Origin of the sequence: Achromobacter spanius (assembly GCF_002812705.1) — a bacterium.
GTDB classification, from domain to species: domain Bacteria; phylum Pseudomonadota; class Gammaproteobacteria; order Burkholderiales; family Burkholderiaceae_B; genus Achromobacter; species Achromobacter spanius.
On the sequence record NZ_CP025030.1, the window covers coordinates 4801753 to 4823189 of the forward strand.

Annotated in this window: 19 protein-coding genes; 5 read left to right on the forward strand and 14 right to left on the reverse strand. The window is 56.8% G+C overall.

Going from position 1 to position 21437, the window contains the following annotated elements:
* Window positions 1-21 precede the first annotated feature (21 nt).
* Window positions 22-1119 (forward strand): transposase, encoded by a 1098-nt coding sequence (locus CVS48_RS21615; protein ID WP_157814474.1) that lies wholly within the window; start codon window positions 22-24, stop codon window positions 1117-1119.
* Window positions 1120-1290: 171 nt separating this feature from the next.
* On the forward strand, window positions 1291-2322 hold the full coding sequence (locus CVS48_RS21620; RefSeq protein WP_242001200.1) for an Ig domain-containing protein: 1032 nt from the start codon (window positions 1291-1293) through the stop codon (window positions 2320-2322).
* Window positions 2323-2470: 148 nt separating this feature from the next.
* On the opposite strand, the gene CVS48_RS21625 is transcribed toward CVS48_RS21620, so the two are convergent.
* On the reverse strand, window positions 2471-3004 hold the full coding sequence (locus CVS48_RS21625; RefSeq protein WP_126376303.1) for a hypothetical protein: 534 nt from the start codon (window positions 3002-3004) through the stop codon (window positions 2471-2473).
* Between the two features lie 511 nt (window positions 3005-3515).
* Window positions 3516-4097, reverse strand: a complete 582-nt coding sequence (locus CVS48_RS21630; RefSeq protein ID WP_100856230.1) for a hypothetical protein — start codon at window positions 4095-4097, stop codon at window positions 3516-3518.
* A 284-nt stretch (window positions 4098-4381) separates the two neighbouring features.
* On the opposite strand from CVS48_RS21630, the gene CVS48_RS21635 reads away from it, so the two are divergent.
* Window positions 4382-6163, forward strand: coding sequence for a DUF262 domain-containing protein (locus CVS48_RS21635; RefSeq protein WP_100856231.1), 1782 nt, complete (start codon window positions 4382-4384; stop codon window positions 6161-6163).
* 74 nt (window positions 6164-6237) lie between these two features.
* Here the strand turns inward: CVS48_RS21635 and CVS48_RS21640 are convergent, their stop codons facing one another.
* The 5 genes from CVS48_RS21640 to CVS48_RS21660 form a co-directional block, all read right to left on the reverse strand.
* A complete protein-coding gene (locus CVS48_RS21640) occupies window positions 6238-8127 on the reverse strand; it encodes an SMC family protein (RefSeq protein WP_100856232.1) in 1890 nt (629 codons plus the stop codon).
* The gene (locus CVS48_RS21645; RefSeq protein ID WP_126376300.1) at window positions 8127-8618 is read right to left on the reverse strand and encodes an ABC-three component system middle component 2; all 492 of its coding nucleotides are present in this window, start codon (window positions 8616-8618) and stop codon (window positions 8127-8129) included. Before CVS48_RS21645 ends, CVS48_RS21640 begins: the two co-directional genes overlap by 1 nt.
* On the reverse strand, window positions 8615-9703 hold the full coding sequence (locus CVS48_RS21650) for an ABC-three component system protein (RefSeq protein WP_100856234.1): 1089 nt from the start codon (window positions 9701-9703) through the stop codon (window positions 8615-8617). Before CVS48_RS21650 ends, CVS48_RS21645 begins: the two co-directional genes overlap by 4 nt.
* A 49-nt stretch (window positions 9704-9752) precedes the next feature.
* A complete protein-coding gene (locus CVS48_RS21655) occupies window positions 9753-10136 on the reverse strand; it encodes a HigA family addiction module antitoxin (protein ID WP_242001199.1) in 384 nt (127 codons plus the stop codon).
* A 143-nt stretch (window positions 10137-10279) separates the two neighbouring features.
* On the reverse strand, window positions 10280-10942 hold the full coding sequence (locus CVS48_RS21660) for a ComEC/Rec2 family competence protein (protein ID WP_100856236.1): 663 nt from the start codon (window positions 10940-10942) through the stop codon (window positions 10280-10282).
* A gap of 401 nt (window positions 10943-11343) precedes the next feature.
* On the opposite strand from CVS48_RS21660, the gene CVS48_RS21665 reads away from it, so the two are divergent.
* Together CVS48_RS21665 and CVS48_RS21670 are read left to right on the forward strand one after the other, a co-directional pair.
* Entirely contained in the window at window positions 11344-11844 is a 501-nt protein-coding gene (locus CVS48_RS21665; protein ID WP_100856237.1) for a hypothetical protein, read from the forward strand.
* 295 nt (window positions 11845-12139) lie between these two features.
* Entirely contained in the window at window positions 12140-16060 is a 3921-nt protein-coding gene (locus CVS48_RS21670; protein WP_100856238.1) for a patatin-like phospholipase family protein, read from the forward strand.
* On the opposite strand, the gene CVS48_RS21675 is transcribed toward CVS48_RS21670, so the two are convergent.
* The 7 genes from CVS48_RS21675 to CVS48_RS21705 all read right to left on the reverse strand — a co-directional run bounded on the left by CVS48_RS21675 (window position 16017) and on the right by CVS48_RS21705 (window position 21287).
* Window positions 16017-16811, reverse strand: a complete 795-nt coding sequence (locus tag CVS48_RS21675; RefSeq protein ID WP_100856239.1) for an SDR family NAD(P)-dependent oxidoreductase — start codon at window positions 16809-16811, stop codon at window positions 16017-16019. The two genes, CVS48_RS21670 and CVS48_RS21675, sit on opposite strands and share 44 nt — an antisense overlap.
* A gap of 18 nt (window positions 16812-16829) precedes the next feature.
* Window positions 16830-17336: a 2,4'-dihydroxyacetophenone dioxygenase family protein gene (locus tag CVS48_RS21680; RefSeq protein ID WP_100856240.1), complete on the reverse strand. Its 507-nt coding sequence runs from the start codon at window positions 17334-17336 to the stop codon at window positions 16830-16832.
* A gap of 25 nt (window positions 17337-17361) precedes the next feature.
* The gene (locus CVS48_RS21685; RefSeq protein WP_242001197.1) at window positions 17362-18390 is read right to left on the reverse strand and encodes a LacI family DNA-binding transcriptional regulator; all 1029 of its coding nucleotides are present in this window, start codon (window positions 18388-18390) and stop codon (window positions 17362-17364) included.
* 60 nt (window positions 18391-18450) lie between these two features.
* Window positions 18451-18981: a VOC family protein gene (locus tag CVS48_RS21690; RefSeq protein ID WP_100856242.1), complete on the reverse strand. Its 531-nt coding sequence runs from the start codon at window positions 18979-18981 to the stop codon at window positions 18451-18453.
* Between the two features lie 9 nt (window positions 18982-18990).
* Entirely contained in the window at window positions 18991-19755 is a 765-nt protein-coding gene (locus CVS48_RS21695) for an SDR family NAD(P)-dependent oxidoreductase (protein ID WP_100856243.1), read from the reverse strand.
* Between the two features lie 60 nt (window positions 19756-19815).
* A complete protein-coding gene (locus CVS48_RS21700; protein WP_100856244.1) occupies window positions 19816-20775 on the reverse strand; it encodes a Bug family tripartite tricarboxylate transporter substrate binding protein in 960 nt (319 codons plus the stop codon).
* A gap of 71 nt (window positions 20776-20846) precedes the next feature.
* Complete coding sequence (locus CVS48_RS21705; RefSeq protein WP_100856245.1) at window positions 20847-21287, reverse strand: nuclear transport factor 2 family protein; 441 nt, start codon at window positions 21285-21287, stop codon at window positions 20847-20849.
* Window positions 21288-21437: the final 150 nt, after the last annotated feature.

Consider the following 21437-nt stretch of genomic DNA (forward strand, 5'->3'; position numbering starts at 1 on the left):
TTCCTATTATTGGAGTCGTCTATGGAATGGGCACTCGGTGTTTCTCTGGACACCAGCAGCATTGAAGTTTTTACGTCGAACGAAGGTATTGAGCACAGGCGCATCGAGGAGATCGCGAGCGAGCGGCTCAAGGTGCCTCGCACTACGAAACCTTATCGCGTCCTGTACGAGGGCGGCCTATCGTCGTGGTCCCTTTCAGATCCTGATGAATACCTTGCAGGGATAGGTATTGAGCTACCCGAAGGATGTCTGAATCGCCACGAAGTCTTCAAATTCATGGGGAACGACGACCTGACGGTGCATGTGCCGGCGCTGGTATTGATGCGGGCCTTCTTTAAGCCCAGCGCGCTATTGTTTCCAGCAGCTTTCAAGATCACTGGCCCAGACCTCCTCGCTTACGTGGACTACGGCCAGACGCCACCTACTGTCGTCGTCGACAATCTGGCGTACACACGACACTATTCCCGCTGTAGGGAGAGCGCAGCGCCTAACAAACCCGTGGAATGGTTGCAGCTCTCAAAGTCAGCCAGAAAGGCGATGCACAGCGTCTATCTAGCCGCTTCAACTGGAGCACTACGACTGCATCTTCCACTTGGTGATTTTCGCATTGCCTTGCATGGACCAAGGCTTGGCAATCGGGTATTTGTGACGACTGCAGCGTTGATCGCGATGACCATACCAGCAGAGGACAGCGTCACGGGCATGAGCGAAACGATGATTTTTCACTCGATGGCGGACCCTCAACGAAAAGCCAAGGCATCAGTAGCTGGCATCAAGGTCCCGTTGCAGTTGGACGGTACCTCATCGGTCAGCGACCAGGAGTGGCAGCTGATCGAGCCGATTCTGACTCCAAGACGCAAAGCCCAAAGTGTCATCCACTCACGCAGGGATCTACTGGACGCCATCCTTCTAAAGCTTTCCTCAGGCATCTGGTGGGCGAAGGTGCCTACCAAGGGGTTCAAGACAACAGACTTGAGTTGGACATTCCGTCGCTGGAAGGCCGATGGCCTCTTTGATCAGGTTCTTGAAGTATTGAGGATCACAAGGGCCGACGGCCCACTAGTGGAGTCCGTCGCCCGAAGAGGACGAAAGCCAGTTATGGCTAACGAAAAGGTCTGATTGCAGCCAGTGCTCGCAGAGATGTCAGAGCAGGTTGCCGCGCGCAGAGGATTGAAGCGAAACGCTGTCTGTCAGTCTGCAAAGAGCCAAGGCCGCTATTCTCTGGCGCAGTTCAATTATCGCGAGCACTTGGAGCTATACCTTTGACATCCAAGTTCAAAAGGTATGCCCATGTTCAAGAAGACATTTCTCTCCCTCTCCTGCGCCCTCGCACTTAGTGCCGTTGCAGCGCCTGCGTTTGCATCCCCGAAGTTTTTCCTTGTGGTACCCATCCCTACCGCTGCCAAAGCGCCCGTGGAGTCTGCAATCACTGTGTCCCTGGCGGGCGCCGCGTTGTCCAAGGCGACGGTCAATCAGGCCTACAGTGAGTCTTTGCGTCCGTACTTGAGTGTGACGGGTGATGCGGACTTTGACCCAGCGGCCGCGCGCTGGAGCCTGGCCGGCGGAACCTTGCCTGCAGGCCTGGCGCTGGACAACGTCACGGGCCAGGTCGCGGGAACCCCATCCAGTCTGAATGAAGCCGGTGCCAGCTTTGATGTCGCTGTGACCTACAAGGACAAGAGCGCAAAACAGACGTACCCGGTACGAGTCGGCGCCTTCTCAGGGGGCTGTAATGCGTATCTCCAAGCTAACCCTGGAGCGCCCAGCGGCTGGTACATCTTGGCCGTAGACGGCGCGGGTCCAGCGCCAGCTCAGAGCTATTACTGCGACATGACCTCGGCCGGCGGCGGCTGGACGCGTATTGTTCGACAGACGGAAGCGAATCCGGTCACCAACTGGACGGGTGGTGTGAACGGTGATTCATACGTGCTGGCGGCGAATGCGATCCCGGCGCATACCCAGGTAGCTTTTGGCAAAGACGAAAATGCCACCTTTGTCACTTACGTGACTTGGCAGTACACCACCGGGGACATTGCCCCTATAACGACAAGTAATCCGACCACTGGCGCCCAGTACATGATCTACCGCTACAAAGACAAGTTCTACGGAAGCCACGATCCGCGCTCAACGCTCTACAACGCCATGGGCTACGGCGCCGAGGGAACATGGGCTAATAGCTTGTCGATTGTGGCCACCTCATCCCCTCTTGGAGGCTGGGCATTTTCTCCGCTGAACGAAACCGACTATCGCCGCGGTTTCCGTATGCAAACCGAAGTTGCCCCAACCTCCGAGTCGTACGCCTGGACGGTCTGGGTTCGCTAAGCGGCCGCGTAACCGGTATCGATTTGGTGGTGACCTGTGGCTACGGAAGCCTGAAACCGCTGATGGGCCTCCAGGTCGCTGCGAGTCGCAAACACCTTGGGGGGGTGGCTGGAAGTAAGTACTGCCCGGCGCCTGATCTTCATTACGCTCAATAAGCGGCTATGTAGGCCAGAACTTCCTGCTCCAAGGGAGTGAGTTCTTTCCCGATTTTCTCCCCGAGACGCTCTACTGCATACAAGCCCTTGAGTAGCGCTATCCCCTCCTTGGTTCGTGCTATTTCGTCAACGATGGTGAACGCTTCATCTTCCGTACTTGCTTTGAGAGGATTTCGTGCCGATTTCAAGGCTAGCACCCTGATTTCTTCGCCAGTGCTATTTAAGCTGCACTGGGCAATTTTGTAACCTTCGCTGGGGTTGTTGCAGTGCACTTTCGATCGTTCTTCATCTATTTCACGGCCCAGCGCAGCATCTATCAGATTCACTTTTGTTTTGGCTTGCTTTAGGTATACCAAGATGATTTGGTCCTCTGGATTTGTCTCGTCCAGTTTCGCAAGGCACTTAATCGCATCCTCTATTCTTAACTTTTGCCTTAAGCCGGAATCATCGATGAAGATGGCAAGGTCCCTTTTATCTATTTTTATTGCTTTGATTCCTGTTTGCTTTGCAAAAAATACCGTTGACATTTTGACTCTTACAATCTGGAAATTCGGGGATTTCTTAAAGCTCACGGCCCACGGAGGGCACGTCTCCAGGCCCAACTGCGCAGATCCGCTTCTGGCACCTTCCGTAGTTTAATTGCTACCTAGATGCCGTGGAGCATGACGTATACCAAGATATTGCATTTTTGCCGTATATGGTTGAGCTTCGAGTACTATCCGTCATGCCTGCCCCCAGGACCGAAACTGCTGGTCCCTGCTTCGGGTTTTCCTTTAGCTGCCCAGATGATCGCCCATGTCGCCCATCGCAGGTCCAGCTCCCTTGTGGGAGCTGAGGGTTTTGATGAGGGCCTCCAAGGGTACTTCGACCGTAGAGGTAGGTGCCCCTTGATGTCTGAAAACCACTCGATTACCCTGCGATGCTGGGTAAAACTGTCTGAAAAGTAGTCACTTACCGCATGTTTTGTCGGAAAAGCAGTCGATTACTGCCTGATCTGTCTGAAAACTAGACGATTGCTGCGTTGCGATAGCCCCTACGTTAAGACATAAGTCCTTTGACCTTCTCTGTCGCAGCCTTCAGGAATCGCGGCAAGTGCACGACAGCTTCCCAGGAGCCATCATTCTCAGCTCCGACCAAGAAGACAAAAGCGCCGGTCATCAAGAAGTTCTTTCCATCCGCTCGACTTGCTCCACTCAAGACCATGTCGTAGTACGGCGCCTCCCAAACCGACTGCAAATTCCCCTCGGCGGGGTCCTTCCACTGGATGCTTTCCCCGTGCATGATGCAGTTGCAAGCTTGGCGAAGACCAAAGTTCAGAGAGTCCTTGGGCGGGTTCTTTGCATAAAAACCAATGCTTTCTTCATCCGACAACGGAATCGTTCCATAGTGCTTGCGCTCCTGCGGAGACATCGCACTCCATTCTCGATCTTGAACCCGTCGAATCGCCGCAGCGATAGAAACCAAAAGGTGCCCGGCCTCATTCCGAAAGAATTCATCGTGTAGGCCGCCCAGCCAGCCAACATCGTCGAAGCGAGCGCTATGTCTGCTCGCTCCGAACTCCAGCATTAACGCAAGACGATAGACGTCTCTCAGAACCAGATTGTGATCGAACCAGTGCATTTAAACGTCCTGCTAACCTAAAGGAGCTTGCGCCATTTGAACCAAAATCAGCCGTAGGCTGGGTTTTTCATTACAGCTAGAGAATCACGATCAGATCGAGGTCTTGACGAGCTCTGGCCGTGCTTGAACTGGCCTCCATAGTGTTCAGCAAGTAAAATCTCAAGCATGGCATTGTCGAAAACTTATCATGCCATCTGACGTACGGAAGGCCCTCGACTAAGCGGCCACAAAGCCTGCCGGCCTCTCAGATGGACAGATTGGCCCCATCTCGTTCCGCTAATCAAATGAAAATAACACCTACTACCTTAAGCCTTCAGCAGTTTTTCTCAGTTAGCAACGAGCAATTTTTAATACCGGCATATCAACGCCGCTATGCGTGGGGCGTGAAGCAACAACGTGAGCTTTTCGATGACTTGCGCCTGCTGCCGGCTGGAGACACCCATCTTCTGGGTACAGTGCTATTCCTGTCTGACACCCATAAGCCGGGCGTTAACCAGTTGGAGCTCGTGGACGGTCAACAACGCGTCACTACGATCACGGTACTAATGCAGGTATTGGCACGCCGCTTTGCTCGCGAGGAGGATACTGACACCGCACAAGAACTCTCCAAGCTTCTGCGATGCAAGGGGCTAGATCGCAAGGAACAACCTAAGTTGCAGCTCGGCGATCTAGATCATGCAGATTATATGCGTGTGATGCAAGACGGAGACCTTTCAGAGGTAGAGAACGAGTTTTTACGCGCTGCCCATGAGAATTTTTGCAACTGGGTTGACGCCTTGTCGCTGGAGCAGGTACACGAGTTCGTTCATAAACTACTGAACAGCGCCTCCATCATTCGACTGGATGTAGGAGCAGCCAAGGACGCTTACAAACTGTTCGAGACAATCAACAACCGTGGCTTGCGGCTAAAGCCTACGGACATAATCAAGAACTTCCTACTTGGTCATGCATCGTCATTGCCGGCAGGTACGCTGGACAAGGTTAAGGAGGACTGGCGCAAGCTGATCATAGCGCTGGATGGTCTGGATAGTGATGCCTTCTTCCGCCAATGGCTTGCGGGCAAGCTACACCGTAAGGTGACCCAAACAAAGCTAGTGGCCGAATTCAAGTCCTACTATCTCCGTCATGTTAAAGAAGCAGAACGCATGACGGAGTTCCTGTCAGCCTCCATCAAAGGTGATGAAGATGACGAGGAAGACACTGAAGATGTAGCCATCACAGGTGAGGAAGAGGAAGCCATTGAGGCATCCCCTAAGGTCAAACTCACCTCATTTGCAAAGGCGTTGCGGCAATCCGCCGAGCTCTACGCTCGCCTGCTGTGGTGTGAAACTCCGTCTAGCAAGGTGAATCGTCACATCGCGAATCTCTGGCGCATTAAGGCATTTCAGGCGTTCACCTGGTTGCTGGATATGTTTGGCAGAGAACACCTGGATGAAAAAACTCATATCCGATTACTAAAGGCTTTGGAGGCTTTCATGATGCGCAGGCACATCTGCGAGAAGCGCTCCAATGAATTGGAAACCATCTTTGCGAGCCTGACTGGTTTGGCCAATGAAGGCTACGAAAAGGCTGTTTTCGCAATCTTAAGAGAGCACACACCTGAGGATGAGGAATTCGAGTCCTCCTTTGCTTCGTTCCCCTTCGTCCCTGCCGTGATAGATAGGGCCAGGTATGCGCTAGAGATGTTCGAGTACCAAGCAATCGGGCACAAAAACGAGTATTACCTTGCCGATCCAGACGAACTGGAGCTTGAGCACATCATCCCGAAGGCCGCTGACAAAGCTAGCACGAAGAAGGAATTCGGAGACTGGCCCAGCTATTTGGGTGAAGGCTGGAAGGTCAAACACACCAAGATGCTTCATCGCATCGGCAACATGACTCTGCTGGCCGATGAACTGAATGTAGTGGCATCGAACAACCCATTCAAAGCCAAATGCGTGGAATACGCTCAATCAAACATCCTGTTGACTCAGGAGCTGGCAAGCCTTCCCAACTTTAAGTTCAAACAGGTGGAAGATCGATCCAAGAGGTTCGCCGAGCAAGCAGTTGTGTTGTGGAAGGTTTAAAGCACCGAATCCAGCAAGAAGCTTAAGGATCTTCGCTACCTAGGCCCGAAGCGTTCGTAGCTTCGGGCCTAGCATTACACTTGGTCACTCACATCTAAACTCGGAACGTAAGGGAACAAGCCATACCGTCCACTGTGCGGATTCTTGCTGAACATCTCGACTTGCTCAAGGGTCTTGATGGCCTCGGGAGGATCTGTGTTCTCTACGACAATAACTTGCCGGTCCTCCGGTAGACCTTGCAAATAGCTGTAAAACTGCTCCTTCAGGTCAGTGCCGCGCAGATCATCCTCTTTCCCGTCAGGCTCACGATAGGCAAGCAGCGGTGAATCAAGAATGACAAACCCCGGATGTGGTGTGCTGCTTGCTCGACAATGGGCGAGCAAGCCGAGGGTAAAGGCGGCATGCGTAATCGCCCGTAGGCCTTTCCCGCGAGCTCCCCTTGGCTTACCAGCAATGACAAGATCGCGAGTATTGGGGTCAAAATGGACTCGACCAGCCTCTGGGAAGTGCCAATCGGTGAGAATGGTTTCCACACTTTGAGCAAATGCATCGGCAGCCGCAGTCGGGACAGCGCTCGTGACGGTCTGTGGTTTAGCGGTAGCATCCTGATCCTTCTCAAGATCAGCACGTCTGCGCTCCATATCCTGAACCGTCGCATAGAGGCCCAATGCTTCGCGCACCTGTGCCCGCTTGTCGTTAAGTTCCGAGTATGAAGCTCTCAGCTTGGCAAGTTTCGGTACTATCAGGCTATCAACCGAACCAGACAACTTCTCTAGCTCTTCCACTACCGATGGCATCCGGCGATCAAAGCTTGCGCCCTCGCGGGTCAGCTCGCGAACCGTAACGGCAAGCTCACTGCGGAGTATTTCGATCTTGCCGATTTCCTTCCTCGCCGCTTCAACAACAGCGTCGGTATTTCCTTCACAGACATCGCCATTTTGATGATGTGCAGGGTCTGACCCACATAAGGGGCAAGCGGACTTACCAAGGACGCCGAACAATGTTCCACCTTCTTCAATGGCTCGCAACCTCTCGATATCAGAGGCGTAATGCTGATCGAGAAGGCTGAACCTTTCCAGCAAGCCGGCGATGTCGCTTCGACGGTCTCGACCTTCCTCTAGCTTTTTGCGCAATTCGCGACGACGCGCCGCCTTCTCCTGAAACGAGGCTTCGGTGGCATTCAACTGCGCTGCATGCTGATTGAGTGAGGCTTCAATCTTCTCCAGCTGCGCTTCGAGCTCATTCGGATGCTTGGCTATTTCCTTGAGTCGGTCCTTGTAGTCATCTAATAGCTGATCCAGGAGTTGAAGCTGCGCCTCCCGAGATAGCTCTTCAGGTTCGCGAGCAGCAGTACTCACTAGGGCGGAATCGTCAACACCTGTCAGCAGGAGCTTGAACGTCGAGGTGTTAGCCGTATCCGCTGTGTAATTTCCGTCCAGTAAGGGCGACCGCTGCTGGGTAATCTCAGTTTCAGTGACGATCAGCAGGCGTGCAATATTTCGAAAGCTGAGGCTGTTGGTTTCACCACGCGCGTTCTTCCGAACCCGTTTTCCAGAGAGCCCTGACATTTCAAGCAGAAACGATGAAAGGTTCGCCTCGTTGCGTTCGCTATGGATTTCAGAGAGGGTTTTAGCCGCTACATCGCCCTCGGGGGGCTGCTCGTGCAAACCCTCGTACAGCATGAAACTGCCACCGTCCGTGCTGCGATGAATGGTGAACAGCTCTCCCGCTAGGGTTTCGATCCCTAGAAGAATGCGGTCATATCCGAGGCGCTCCGTGATTTCACGTAAAGGCGGCTTTCCACCCAACATGAAGTCGACGGTTTCTACAATAAAGGACTTACCGGTATCCGACGCACCATAGAGAACATTCAAGCCTGGGCCGAACGTAACCGTGGCAGGTTCTTTTTGCGGGCCGAAATAGCCGAGAAAGCGTAATCGAAAACCCTTGATTGGCATGGTCATCACGCGCCTCCCATGCTGCGTTCAATGCTTTGAAACTCTTCAACCCAGTCATCGAAGAATTGGCGAAGCACCGCCCGAAACTCTTGATCTGAATGATGACCGAAGGTCTCGACAAGCCAGGATGCGCGCTCTTTCATTGCCAAAAAATAGTTCGTAGATAATGAAGCCAAGAATGTTGCAGCGTTTTCTCCCGCACCGTACTTGATGCCATCTGGGGTGACCTCCCTTTGCACAAGGTCACGCGTCATCATCAATAGCAGCGCGTCCTCCACCAGCTTTCGCCGAACCAGCAACTCTGCCGAGCGATACGGCGTAGGCGGATGAAGGCTATCTGGCCCACCAACATCCCCTGTGTGGACAAGAAGGAAGTCGAACGCCACCAGCCGTTGTAAGTCGTAGGTTTTCGGAAACGATGTGCCCAGTAGTGCCACTGCTCGCATGCCGGCCTCGAGGGGGCTATTGAAGGTCGCGGGGTGCCCAGGTTGTTTCATGATTGGGTCCAGTTCAGGCGATCCTCATTTGCGAGCTGATGGCAGATGCCGTCGCGGTCCTTTGGCTTGACGCAGGCAATTAGCGCATTTGCTGTGATTTGAAGGTCGCGTGCTGCCTTGGTCACAGCGCAGACTCGGACATATCCATCAGGATGACCGGCGTCATGCACATCAACCACGCCATCATAAATATCCTCTTGAAGTGATTCGAAGACACCAACAGGCACCGAATCACGAGCAAACAACCGCAGCGCTTCTGCGTGGTAAAACGCTTCTCGCTGGCGATGAAAGTGATCTTTCAATCTTGCGGCCGTAGCCAAATCATCTGGGCTGCCCACAGGTTTTTTGAGATAGTCCGCATAGGCACCAAGCAACTGTGTGACGTATCTACTTTCTTCAGTGGCAATCGCCGCGGGCGGTTTGGCCGCTTCTGGACGCGGCTTTAAGCCTCCGCCAAAGCGCGCCGCATGAGCGGGTGAAGTTCGATGATCTGCCACCAGTTGCATCGATGTTTTGGCGTCAAAAATCGAGAAGTCAAAGGCTTTCACGTACGCAAGAAGTGGCGCGTCCAGCGGGATCTCTTGTGATTTCGTAATCGCCTTCTGAACATACTTCTCCCAGTTGGCAATCAACTCGGCGCGCAGTTTCACCGCATCTGCTAAGAGAGCTGTCAAGGATGTGCCGGCGCCCTTGGGTGCGACAAAGTAGTAGCGTCGAGGAGGTGTGTACTCTTTCTGGTACGAGTACCAAATCATCTTCCCGATTTCGACCCAGACATTAGTCGGGCGTAGCGCGTTATCGTAGTGCTTGCACTGATAGTTGTCCCAAACTCCTTGCAGCTTCTTGTCGTCTGTGAAGCCGGCGATATCGATACCGCGATCGCCAGATCCGGTAAAGCGCTGAACTTGACTGTATTGCTTCTTCAGGCAGTAGTGAGCCCACTCCTGAACGAAGTCTTCCCATTGATCAGGCGAGTACAGGAGTAGCTGTTGCTGTGGTGGAATAACTGGTCCTTGTGCAACGACGGCTGCGGTGACTGACGTCGATGCCGCTGGCACGGCGATTTCGCTCCAATCCGCAGTCATGCAACAATCCCTACCATGTCATCCGTCCCCTTACTGCCCACAGTTATTTTTATTCCCTTTGGTCCTGGAGGACCGGGCCCCTTGGTAGCGAGCTAATCGCTTCACCCGCTTCGGTTTCGGCAAGATCCAAGTCGTACTTGGCTTGCAGATTCAGCCAGAACACTGGTTCCGTTCTAAACCAATGAGCAAGTCTCAAGGCTGAGTCACCGGTAATCCGCCGTTTCCCGTTGATGATCTGGGTGAATCGATTTGCCGGAACATCAAGCTGACGAGCCAACTCAGTCGGCGAAATGCCTGTAGCTTCAAGCTGCTTGGCTAGCACCACACCAGGATGACAAACCGCAGTATTCACATAGGTTCCGTGTCTGTTGGACTTTGGTTTTTTGCAATCAGCATTATTTGCAAGCTTACAATTGGAGACGATGTACGTCAAACGTACATCTGGCGCTGCGGGGTAGTCGGGTCAGACTAGAACTTTAATGTCATGCGCTGAAACAGCGGTGCAAATCTGGACCAGAACTTTAATGGCACGGGATTTTCCGCTTTTTCCAAAAACCCTTTGAAATCAAAGGTCCGTCAGAACAAGACTTTATTGTCATTCACCAGTGCCACCCCCGCCTGATCCCCAATCGCCAACGCAATCAGCACCGGCGCATAGCGATGGTCCCCCAAGGCCTTGTGCATGCCCACGCGCACATGGTGCCGCGCCCGTTCAATGGCCACGCCCGCCGACGCCCAGGGCCGATCGTCCAACAACTGCGGCCGCCCGCGCACCGTGCCCACAGCCCGCAGGCCCCGCGCGAACATGCGCGCTTCCCCATCCGGCCCCGCCGGGTTCAGCACGCCATGCGGCCGACGCAAGACAAGTGCCATCCGCCAGATCTGGCCGGGCAACAATGCGGGCATGAGTGCAGTGGTGCCGGGCGGCGCTTGCCAGGTGACCTGGATGCGAGACGGAATGCCCGGGCGCGCGGGCTCGGCCAGTTCGGCGATGAAGCGATGGTGTCTGTCGTCGCCATCCGGTAATTCGGCCACGCGCAGGATCAGGCGCGAGACTTGGTCTTGATGCAAGTCCGCCAATGAGTCGTCTAGCCGATGGTGTGCTTGAAGGCAGGCGTTAAGCGTGCCGGCGCAAAGGCCCAGCACCAGGGCGGACGCGATGCGAGCAACATCGCCGCGGCATCGCATGCAGACAGCCGCCGCGACAAGGCCTGTAATTGCAACCACGGCCAAAACCATCGCCCCCGGCAATACCGCAAAGCACTGCACCCACGCCGCGCCACCCACAAAGGCCAGGCAAAAACAACGACCGGTGATGTCCCTCTCCTAAAACCAGGAGCGTAGGACGCGCGGGTAGTCTGCCCATCAACGAATGAACGGATTTATCCACCTCGGCATGCCGCAAGCGTGAAATCTCTGGACGGCTCGTCTCTGCAAGTACGACCCGCTGGCCTCAACCGCGGACTCGCTTACCCATCGCCTGGCGCTCCGACGGGATCCCAACCAAGTTGCGCGCCTTGCATACCGCAAATTAGGTATGTCCGAAGAAAACGAGGCCTTCCATAATTTCGCGACGATGATGGCGCAAGTCGGAACTAACACAACGACGTTCTTTGACTTCAAAAATTGGAGGCTGGCTCATGGGCAGCATCAAATTCATTCCAAGCGCCGACGCGTCGGTAGTCAGCGCGCGTTCCCGATCTATTCTGAGTTCGATCCTTGATTCTGCGGGCCTGGCATCCTGCGTCGTCACCAGCACGGTACGATCGCCAGCAAGCCAGGCCCGCGCCATGTTCGTGAACCTCGAGGCGACAAGCGTCCAGAAGCAGCTCGGTCTGTACGGCCAACCCGGAAAAAAGGTCATACGGGAGTACGAACGACTCAAATCTGCCGGCCACGGCAAGCAGACGATCCAGGACGCGATGGAAGCGAAAATTCTGGCGTTGGGGCCAGGCACAGTCAGCCGCCATTGCGCTGACCCCGCCCAGCTCAATGTTGTCGATATCGCGCCCTCGTCCATCGCGAACCGGGATGCCTTTATGAACGCGCTCGACGAAGCGCTAGCCGCGGGCGATATCTCCAAATACTTGTCGCCCATCAACGGCGACCCTGCGTTTCACGTTGAGATTCCACAAGGGTAGGACGCGTCGGGTCGCAATTGCAGCTTGGCTCAATTTGCCGCGGCATAAGCGCCAGCTTTGTCCGCGCCTCCTGACAAGAACCCTTCGCCTCTCTCCGCGTCCATCAACAAGCCGTCCAACATTCCGACTTCCCGTCCGCCACCTTGATCCAAGCACTCGTCAATCCTGCCGCTTTGGCTTTATTGGCCATGGCGGCTGGACCGAATTCTTCATACTGAATATGAAGTACGTCAACCGTTCGAATGCATCCGATACTTAACCCCATGGTCGCCCGATTCGGCCCCCGGAGGGGACAATGACAGATCAACAAGACATGCTGGATCAGCTCGTCTCTCACCGTCGTGAGCAGCTTCGAGAACTTGAGGCTGAGTCCATTGAGCAATCGTCCGGACGCCGCGACTTTCCCGATGGCAGCCAGCGAAAATGGGGATTGGCACTTTCCGGAGGCGGCATTCGTAGCGCCACGTTCAGTTTCGGAGTGCTGCGCTCGTTAGCCGCGAACCGACTGTTGCTGCACTTTGATCTACTTTCTACGGTATCGGGCGGCGGATACATCGGGGGCATGCTGGGCCGCCTGTTCGATCGCACCAACACGCCGGCCGACGCCCAGCACGTACAGACCGCCATGGCGCGCGGCGAGTCAACCTGGTTTGGCTGGTGGTTGCGTTCCAACGGAAACTATCTGGCGCCGGGAGGCGCGAAAGATCGCTTGTTCGCGATCGCGCTGTACCTGCGCAACCTCATCGGCGTGCATTTTGAGTTTGCCTTGATTGGCCTGCTGGTGGGCCTGGCCCTGGCCGCGTTCGACTTGCTGGTTTGGGAACGCCTGATGGTCCTGGGATACCGCAACCCGGAAGTGTTGGATCTAGTCGAGGTGATCCAGCCTTGGTTTGCCACGCCTTGGATTCTCGTCCCGTTGGTGCTGTTTTTTACAGCTAACTATGGTTTTGCATATTGGCAATTGCCTTGGGCAAGGTCTGCAAGTTTGGCAAAGGTCATCGTGCAGGCCGTCGTCACCGCGGCGATTCCTTGCGCTACGGCCTTGGTAATCTGGAATTTCAACGGCGACGTCACTCCGATCGGGCAGCCCGCACGGAATCTCGTGGCCATCGTGGCGGCGGCAATCGGCTTACTAGTCTTCACCTCAACGTGGACTGCAAGGCGCACAACGACAACAACGTCCTCGAAGAAAACCGCCCAAAGCGCCCCGACGGGATCGCATATCGATGAAGAAAGAAATCGACTAACGCGACGCTTGGCGACATCCCTACGTTGGCTGGCCGTGGTGTTGGTTGCTGGCGCAATAGATCGCATCGCCTGGTGGATCGCTTTTGAATCCTTTGCCACGCTGGATGTCGGCATCACCTTGGGCGTGACAGTCGCCGTGCTTCGGACCGTCTTATCTATCGGCGGAGCCGGTCAGATTCCCAATTCAAAAACGGCGGCAAAGCTCGTCGAAGCCGTAGCAAAGTGGACGGGCATCGCGCTGACGATCATCCTGATCATCTGGTGGGTCGCCGTGGTACAGAAAGTGGTGCTGGGTTCCATATTCATTCAACTGAAGACTTCTACCGGTCCAACCCCGCTCGTTCGAGAATTGTCATTTGACAATGGATGGGTATTCCTAGGGGGCCTGACGATCCCCATCATCATCTATGCCCTATGGACTGGGCGCAACCTGGAATTTCTTAACTTATCCTCGCTACATGCGTTCTATCGGGCAAGGCTGGTACGCGCGTACCTGGGGGCGGCGAACGGCCATCGAGTCGATCCCTGTGTCAATGCGCTAGACGATATTCCGCCTTCCGCGCACACAACGACGAAGATCCAGAACGTCGGAGCGGTGCACGCGGACGACGACGTGCTGCTTTCTGATTACCGGCCCCACAAACATGGAGGGCCCGTACACATCATCAACACATGCGTGAATCAAACCGCGGACCCCGAAGGCAGACTGTTCAATCGGGACAGGAAGGGGCTAATTCTCAGCGTCGTGGGCTCGGGAATTTCGCAACTTAGCCAAGAAGGCTGGCGAAGAATACCGGGTATCGGCAAGCGCAGCCTGGGCACATGGTTAGCCGCCTCGGGCGCCGCCGTGGCGCCCGGATTGGGCTATAGAACGCAGCGAGGCCTGTCCTCTCTGCTCACGTTTGCGGGCGTTCGCTTGGGATTCTGGCTGACCCGTTCGGCACGTGACGAAACACCCGGGCCGTTGATCAGCGTGGACAAGTCAAAAGGCCTTCTTGCCGAGACCCTAGGCTCTTTCAATGCAGACCGCCACAGCAATTGGTTCATCACCGACGGTGGGCATTTCGAGAATACAGGCGCTTACGCTCTGCTGGCGGCGCATTGTGAGTTTATCGTCCTGGTAGATTGCGGCGCAGACCCCAACTATGAATTCGGAGATATTGAGAACCTTGTGCGCAAGGCTAGAGTTGATTTGGGTGTCGAAATCCTATTTCAAAAGCCTCTCCGAGCGGCATGCGAGGTTTGGCACGGTGTATTGCAGTACGTTGGCACGCTTAATGAACTGGCCGCCTCAGACAGCAACGCTTGCATCGCCCTCGCCCGAGTACGCTACCCCGGTGAAACCCATGCCTCGGGTGTGTTGGTCATCATCAAGCCGAACGTGTGCAACGCACTGCCCATGGACATCAACAGCTATCGGCAGGAATATCCTGACTTCCCGCAGCAAAGCACCGCGAACCAGTTTTTTACCGAGGCGCAGTGGGAAAGCTACTTTCAGTTGGGTAAGTTCCTCGCGGACAAACTGGCGCCTGACTTTATCCGAGCGGTGTTGAAACGCCCCGAAAAGTACTTTGAAGCGGATACTCGCGCTTTCACATTCCCACCTGCTGCGGAGGCAATCCAATCAGCTCAGAAAAAACCGACACGCATTCCCGCACGAATAGGCGTCGCCGCGGTCGGGGCAACACTGGGTGCGGGTGCCGTCGCCACAGTCGGGGTAACCGTATGGCAAGCGGCTGACAGCGCTCGCGCGTCGGTGTCTGCCCGCCAAAACGGAGAGCGGAACGGTATGAAAGAACTTACCGATATCTGGGCCAAGATTCCCCACACCTTGGATACCGTGGAGATGAATCAACCCGGACAGCACGGCCAGGCACTTCAACCCATGCTTCCGGACGCGGCCAGGGATTCCGTGTCGACGCTCGCCGCTGCCCTGGTCCGTAACGCCGACAACCTTTGCGGTAATGGCGAGGCGCGATGGCTGCAAGAATCGCCGCTCGGCCTACGCATTGTTGGCGACACCGTAAAACTATGTCGATTGCAAGGTAAGGACCTCAGCTCGGCCTGCTTTGTGCTGCTCGCTTCCAATATCGGTCCCGTTCCAGCACCTTATATGTCGTGCCTTGCATCCCCTGGCAAACTGCAGAATGCCCGCTATTGGGGCTACGACTATTCATCTGACGGTACGTGGCACAACCTTCATCCCTGCTCAACAGGAAGGATAAGGATGCTCAACCAAGAGCGAGTGTTCTTAGCGACGGCAAAGCAACCGTCGCAAGCGACGATCAACGAATCTGCCCTACGGGATATTCGCGACATAGGCATGGGTTGTCACCCGCTCAGGGACGCCCGCCCCCCTATCTACGCCGACAGTCAAATGGGCGGTTCAACGCCGGTCAGCAGCGCCTCCGCGCCAACACAGATCCCCTCGATCGACTCTCCAGCTACTCCACCCGACGTTGCACGCGAACGACTGAGGGTAAACCAACACGTCGAAATCCGATCGACGGAGACAGCGGAAAAAGAAGACATATGCCGTGGCAAAACAGTCTTCATACAGGTCTACGATGGGGCCGACCGGGACATAGCACGCACCTTCCGCGCGGGATGGCGCAGTTTGGGTGCAAGTGTTCCGCCCATCGAAGACGTCATGGATACCGCGCGGCGATCAGGTCGTGCAACCCCGATTCCCGTCCGTTCAAGCGCAATCCGCTACCACGACCCAGGAAGCGAAGCTTGCGCGCATCGGTTAGCGGCAGGTATTACAAAGGAATACCGCGGCTCTTCCGATCAGGCTTGGAAAGTGCAACCGCTTGCGGCGGGCTTGCAAGGCACCCGCGGCACGATTGAGGTTTGGGTGAGTCCGTCGGATCCGCTGCTGAAAGAAACTAAAGCGAGGCGATCGAACCCGGCAGCCCCTGACGCTACAAACTCGACCCCCCATCCACCACCATCAAGCACCCCGTAACGTAAGCCGCCTCATCAGACGCCAGGAACAGCGCCGCATTGGCAATATCCCAAGGGCTGCCCTGGCGCCCCATCGGGCACCTTGCGTCCCGCGTCTTGTGCCCGGCTTCCGCCGCCTCTGCGTTTGCATACAGCGCATCCGCATGCGGCGTGCGGATCATGCCGGGGATGATGCAATTGCACCGCACCTGGTCCGGGGCATACTGCCGCGCGATGACCCGCGTCATGTGATTGACGGCCGCTTTGGCGGTGCTGTACGACAGAAATTGCATCGGACTCCATTTCAGGCTGGCCGTCGATGACACGTTGATGATGGACCCGCCACCGCGCGCTTTCATCTGCGGCAGGAAGGCGCGCGCCATCGCCATCGAGCCGCGCACGTTGACCGTCATGACGCGGTCCCACTCGTCGTCCTGCACGGCGAGCAGATCGCCCTGGATTTCGATGCCGACATTGTTGTGCAGGATATCGATGCCGCCAAGGCGCCTTGCCACGTCATGCGAGACCCGCTCGATCTGTGCCGAATCCGTGACGTCAAGCGCCAGTGCTTCCGCGACACCGCCTTCCGATCGAATCATCTGCACGGTCTCTTCCGCGGCCGCCAGGGACCGGTCGGTGCAGATAACGGTTGCGCCTTCGCGCGCGAACCGGATCGCACAGGCTGCGCCATTGCCCACCTGATCAGCGGCGGAAAAAGAATGTCTTAACGTGCCGGCGCCTGCTACCAGGGCCACTTTTGATGCCAAACGCATAGCCAGAACCCTCCCCGATCAGTCGCGCGTGAATTCGGCGCCGCCCTTGGGGCGGATGTAGCGGGGCACGGGCAGGCCGGCCTTCTTGGCCGCGTCAAGAATCGAATCTTCAATGGCGCCCGCGTCGCGGATATTGGCGAACTGGCCGTCGATGAAGTTGATGTTGGCGCCGAACACCACCATGAAGCCTTCGGCCGGCTCCGTAGCGTCTTCGGGCACCGAAAACGTATGGACCGAGCCGCCGGGTTCGTACAGATAGCTGCCGGCCTTCTGGACGTCATCCGGGTACTCCAGGTAGTTCCACTGGCCCTTGGTGGTGTAGAAGTGGACGACGCCGGTATGGAAGTGCGTGGGCAGGCGCGTGCCCGGGGCGAACTTGCCGTACAGCACCCACACACCGTTCTCCCGGTCCAGAAACAGGGGGATGATCGATGAGCCCGGGGCGGCGCCTGGCACTTCAACGCCGTCTTCAATGTTGACGGTCAGCAGGCGATCTTGATGGGTGATTGTGTACGGTAGTGTCATGAGCGTTCCTGATGTTGATGAAGGGTCAAGACGGCGCCGCGGGCGCGCACGATTCGCGCAATATCAGCTGCGTCTTGATGACAATGCGATCGCCTTGGGCAGACGCCGTCTGGCGATCCAGTTGCTTTAAAACCAGTTGTGCCGCACACGTGCCCACCGCCTCTAGATCCCAACTGAGCGAGGTGATGGCGGGGCTGAATAGCTGCGACAGATCGGTGTCGCCGATGCTGATCACGCTGATATCGTTGGGCACCGAGTCTCCGGTATGGCGCAGGGCTTGCAGCACGCCGGACAGGATTCTGGTTCCCAGGCAGACAAATGCCGTGGGGCGATTCGCGTGCGACAGCAGTGACATTGCCTCGGTGAAGGCGAACTGCATCGCGGAGCGTTCCGCCCGGATCAGCGCCGGGTCGGGAACAATGCCGCGCGCGTCGAATGCCTGGCGAAAGCCCGCGATACGTTCTTTACCGGTTCGTAGATCCGTGCCCGGCGTCAGCAGCGCAATGCGTGTGTGCCCCAGGTTCAGCAGATACTGAGTTGCCTGGAACGCGCCCGCCGCATGATCGACGTGGATACCGACGGACGATTCTCCGAACTCTCGATCCAGCGCCACCACGGGCAACTCTTGCGACAGCTTGTCGATGAGCTCGGCGGACTCCTTTTCGCAGGGGCCCAGAATCAAGGCATCAACGCGCCGGCCGCGAAAGATGTCGACCAAGGACGCTTCGCGCCGTCTTTCGTTGTGGGTGCTTGCCACAAGCAGTGAGTAGCCTTCGGCCTGTAGCGCGGTCTCCGTCGCGGTGATGATGCGCGCGTACAGCGGGTTGGCCAGATCGGATACCAGCAGCCCGATCACGCCGGATGACTTTGTGCGCAGGCTTCTTGCCACGGCGTCCGGCCGATAGTCCAGGCTGCGTACCGCCTGTTCGACCGCCGCGATGGCGGCTTCGCTGACTCGTCCGGTGCGGTTCAGCGCGCGCGAGGCCGTGCCCAGGGAAACCCCGGCTTTCTTGGCGACGTCGCGGATGGTGACTCGGGCGATTGGGTCTTTCATGATTGTGGTTTTGTCTGTGCCGAAAGTGGCTAACATACACCGTCTTCGGCACTCGGCCGGCTAGGCTCGCGGGCGTATCGGCGCGGATCCATCCCACGATGCGCAGGCTGCTCTGATCTCGTCGAAATACTCGCCTTTGCCGCCCTTCATTTCCGACACCTCGATCATGCCGCTGGGCAAGTCAGGATGAACGAAGTACGCAAAGCGGCCGCGCAAGCCCATTCGTCCGCCGTGCCCTTCCTCGTAGTCGTTGCGCAGCAGTCGGCCACAGAACTCGTCGAAATGGTCCAGCGTCCAGAACGCCACGTGCTGCGCGCACTCGCCACCTTTGCGCAGCGAGTCCAGATAGAGCGACGGCGCGTCATCGCGTTGCTGGATCAACTCGATTTGCAGATCGCCTGAATTCGCCAAGGCGATGGACAGGCGCGGCGGTTGCGACACTTGGCCGCGATATCGGAATTCCGTGGTGCCGACCTCTTCCTTGTAAAACCACGGGCCAACGCCAAGCACCTCGGACCAATGCTTCATGGCTTTTTCTATGTCGCGCACGACGTAGCCCACTTGCCGAACGCCACCAAAAATTCTGCTCATGAATGTTCCTTAGTTCATGTGGGCGCCGCCGTTGATATCCAACGTCGTGCCGGTGATGTAGCTGGAAAGGTCGCTGGCCAGGAACAGGCAGCCGCCGGCCACTTCGTGCGGGCGTCCGGCCCGGCGCAGCGGCCAGCCTTGGGCGGCGTCGTCCTTGCTTTCATCCGAGCGCCCGGTGCGCGAGAAATCGGTGGTGATCAGGCCCGGTGCAATCGCATTGGCCCGTATCTTGTGCTCACCGAATTCCTTGGCCATGGCGCGGGTAATGCCTTGCACGCCGGCCTTGGCCGCGCAGTAGTGCGCGCCGCCGAAGATGCCGCCGCCGTTCTGCGCCGACAGCGATGAAATCGAGATGATGCTTCCCGCCGCGCGCGGAATCATCAATGGGATGACGGCTTGGCTCAGGTTGAAGACGCCGGTCAGGTTCACCCGCAGGATGCGTTCGAAATCCGCAGGGGTGATGTCACGAAACGTGGCCTTCTGCGTGATCGCGGCATTGTTCACCAGCACGTCGACCACGCCTCCTGACCAGGCCGCGACCTGGTCGATGGCAGTACGACATTGCTGGTCACTACCGACGTCACAGGCCAGCGCAAGCAGTTGGGTGGGCGCAGCGCCCAGGTCCGCCGCGCTTTCCCGTATGCGGGCCTCGTCCAGGTCAAGAATGGCCACGCGCGCGCCATGTTCCAGAAAGAGCCTGGCGGTGGCTTTGCCTATGCCCTTGGGGTGCGCTGCCCCAGAAATGACGGCAACGCGGTCTTGTAGCAGTTTCATCAACGTCTCGTGTCGGGAAGTAGGCGACGAGATCACTCGCCGCCAAGATGGGGAAGCCGCCTACTGCGGCTGGATGCCGGCCTCTTGCGCAACCGCGCGCCAGGCTTCGATGTCGGCGATATTCGCCTTTTCATGAGCGGGGCCGGGCACGTAGTTGGCCGAGATACCCAGCCCAAGCAGCTTGGTGATCACTTCCTGCTCTTTAAGTACCTTTTCCAAGGTTCTGGACAAGCGTTCGACGATGGGCTTGGGTGTGCCCGCGGGCACGTACATGGCCCAGTTAAGGTCGCGATCAAAGTCGATGCCCTGTTCCTTGTAGCTGCGGATTTCCGGCACGCTGGGGGAACGCTTGGTACAGACGGCAAGCCCTTTCACCTTATGCTGCGTCACCATCGGGGTGGCGGTCGCCATGTCGACGAAACCAAGATCAATGTGACCGCCCATGACGTCAGTCATGATCTGCGTGGTTCCCTTGTAGGGCACGTGCTGCATCTTCAGCTTGCCCTTCTGCACCAGGATCTCGCCGCAGAAATGGCCGGTGGAGCCCACGCCCCAGCTTGCGTACTGCACGGGCGTTTTACGAGATTCCGCCAGCTTCCTGATCCCCTCGATGTCGTTCGCGGGAAAGTTGTTGTTGGCGACCACCATGATGGCGGAGTTGCCGATGGCGCCCAGCGACGTGAAACTCTTGATCGGGTCGTACGGCAGTTCCTTGTAGACCAGGGGCGAAAGAATGTGCGTGGTCATGCCGCCGATGGTGATCGTGTAGCCATCAGGCGCCGCGCGGGCAACCATCGCGATGCCGATTGTGCCCCCGGCGCCAGGCTTGTTCTCGACGATGACGGGCTGCTTCAGTTCTGCCGAAAAGCGCTCCGCCAAGATGCGGCCCAAGGTGTCGCCGCCCCCGCCTGCTGAGAACGGCAACAGCATGCGGATCGGACGATTCGGGTAGTCATCGGCGTGAGCAGCGCCCATGCCGAACACGGCAAGCATCGCGGCTGCAACGGACAGCTTTTTCATGGTTGTCTCCTGGTATTGATCTAATAGGTATTTTTGGGCTACCCGCCTCCTGAACGGGATCACCGGTACCGCTACAGCAACCCGAGCGAGCGCAGCTTGGCGTTCTGACAGGTGTACGGACGCTCGCAAATAATCTTGGCGGAGTCGGGCGCGAATTCGAATGTCGCGGCCATGCGGACGCGAAACTTGCGCCCCGTCGGCTCGTAGGTCTTGCCGTCGACGGTGAACGGCCCGGCATGCGTGCCGGACAGCCAGAACTCCACCAGGACGATGTCCGTCCCGTCGGCCGCGCCCACCGCAATGATCTCGTTCTTCAGGTCGGGGAACGAGGCGCGCGACGAATGGAAGTACCCCATCACTTCGCTTTCGCCGTCGAAGACGGCCCCGCTTGAGTGCATCTCGTACCGGGGGTGCTCAAAGGTATCGATGACCTTGTCCCATTCCTGGACACACTCCAAGGCCATGTGGTCTACGACGGTTTTCACCCGTTCAGCCTGTAACTCGGTGTTCATAACAATCCTATTTGTGGAAACGTTTCCGCAAATTATGGAAGCAAGAATTGCCTAGAAAAAGCTAGGGATTACGATAATTAGTGGAAACGATAACGCATGTAAAAAGGAAGCGGGCACCTAATTGCGAGGCGCCAGGGCTTTGCAAGGCAG

What these genes read in the sequence shown, in the direction of transcription:
- CVS48_RS21675 (WP_100856239.1), bottom strand. Translation starts at nt 16,811, where the DNA reads ATGCGTTTGGCATCAAAAGTGGCCCTGGTAGCAGGCGCCGGCACGTTA.
- CVS48_RS21635 (WP_100856231.1), top strand. Translation starts at nt 4,382, where the DNA reads ATGAAAATAACACCTACTACCTTAAGCCTTCAGCAGTTTTTCTCAGTT.
- CVS48_RS21620 (WP_242001200.1), top strand. Translation starts at nt 1,291, where the DNA reads ATGTTCAAGAAGACATTTCTCTCCCTCTCCTGCGCCCTCGCACTTAGT.
- CVS48_RS21680 (WP_100856240.1), bottom strand. Translation starts at nt 17,336, where the DNA reads ATGACACTACCGTACACAATCACCCATCAAGATCGCCTGCTGACCGTC.
- CVS48_RS21690 (WP_100856242.1), bottom strand. Translation starts at nt 18,981, where the DNA reads ATGAGCAGAATTTTTGGTGGCGTTCGGCAAGTGGGCTACGTCGTGCGC.
- CVS48_RS21650 (WP_100856234.1), bottom strand. Translation starts at nt 9,703, where the DNA reads ATGACTGCGGATTGGAGCGAAATCGCCGTGCCAGCGGCATCGACGTCA.
- CVS48_RS21640 (WP_100856232.1), bottom strand. Translation starts at nt 8,127, where the DNA reads ATGACCATGCCAATCAAGGGTTTTCGATTACGCTTTCTCGGCTATTTC.
- CVS48_RS21660 (WP_100856236.1), bottom strand. Translation starts at nt 10,942, where the DNA reads ATGGTTTTGGCCGTGGTTGCAATTACAGGCCTTGTCGCGGCGGCTGTC.
- CVS48_RS21615 (WP_157814474.1), top strand. Translation starts at nt 22, where the DNA reads ATGGAATGGGCACTCGGTGTTTCTCTGGACACCAGCAGCATTGAAGTT.
- CVS48_RS21685 (WP_242001197.1), bottom strand. Translation starts at nt 18,390, where the DNA reads ATGAAAGACCCAATCGCCCGAGTCACCATCCGCGACGTCGCCAAGAAA.
- CVS48_RS21645 (WP_126376300.1), bottom strand. Translation starts at nt 8,618, where the DNA reads ATGAAACAACCTGGGCACCCCGCGACCTTCAATAGCCCCCTCGAGGCC.
- CVS48_RS21705 (WP_100856245.1), bottom strand. Translation starts at nt 21,287, where the DNA reads ATGAACACCGAGTTACAGGCTGAACGGGTGAAAACCGTCGTAGACCAC.
- CVS48_RS21625 (WP_126376303.1), bottom strand. Translation starts at nt 3,004, where the DNA reads ATGTCAACGGTATTTTTTGCAAAGCAAACAGGAATCAAAGCAATAAAA.
- CVS48_RS21630 (WP_100856230.1), bottom strand. Translation starts at nt 4,097, where the DNA reads ATGCACTGGTTCGATCACAATCTGGTTCTGAGAGACGTCTATCGTCTT.
- CVS48_RS21700 (WP_100856244.1), bottom strand. Translation starts at nt 20,775, where the DNA reads ATGAAAAAGCTGTCCGTTGCAGCCGCGATGCTTGCCGTGTTCGGCATG.
- CVS48_RS21670 (WP_100856238.1), top strand. Translation starts at nt 12,140, where the DNA reads ATGACAGATCAACAAGACATGCTGGATCAGCTCGTCTCTCACCGTCGT.
- CVS48_RS21695 (WP_100856243.1), bottom strand. Translation starts at nt 19,755, where the DNA reads ATGAAACTGCTACAAGACCGCGTTGCCGTCATTTCTGGGGCAGCGCAC.
- CVS48_RS21665 (WP_100856237.1), top strand. Translation starts at nt 11,344, where the DNA reads ATGGGCAGCATCAAATTCATTCCAAGCGCCGACGCGTCGGTAGTCAGC.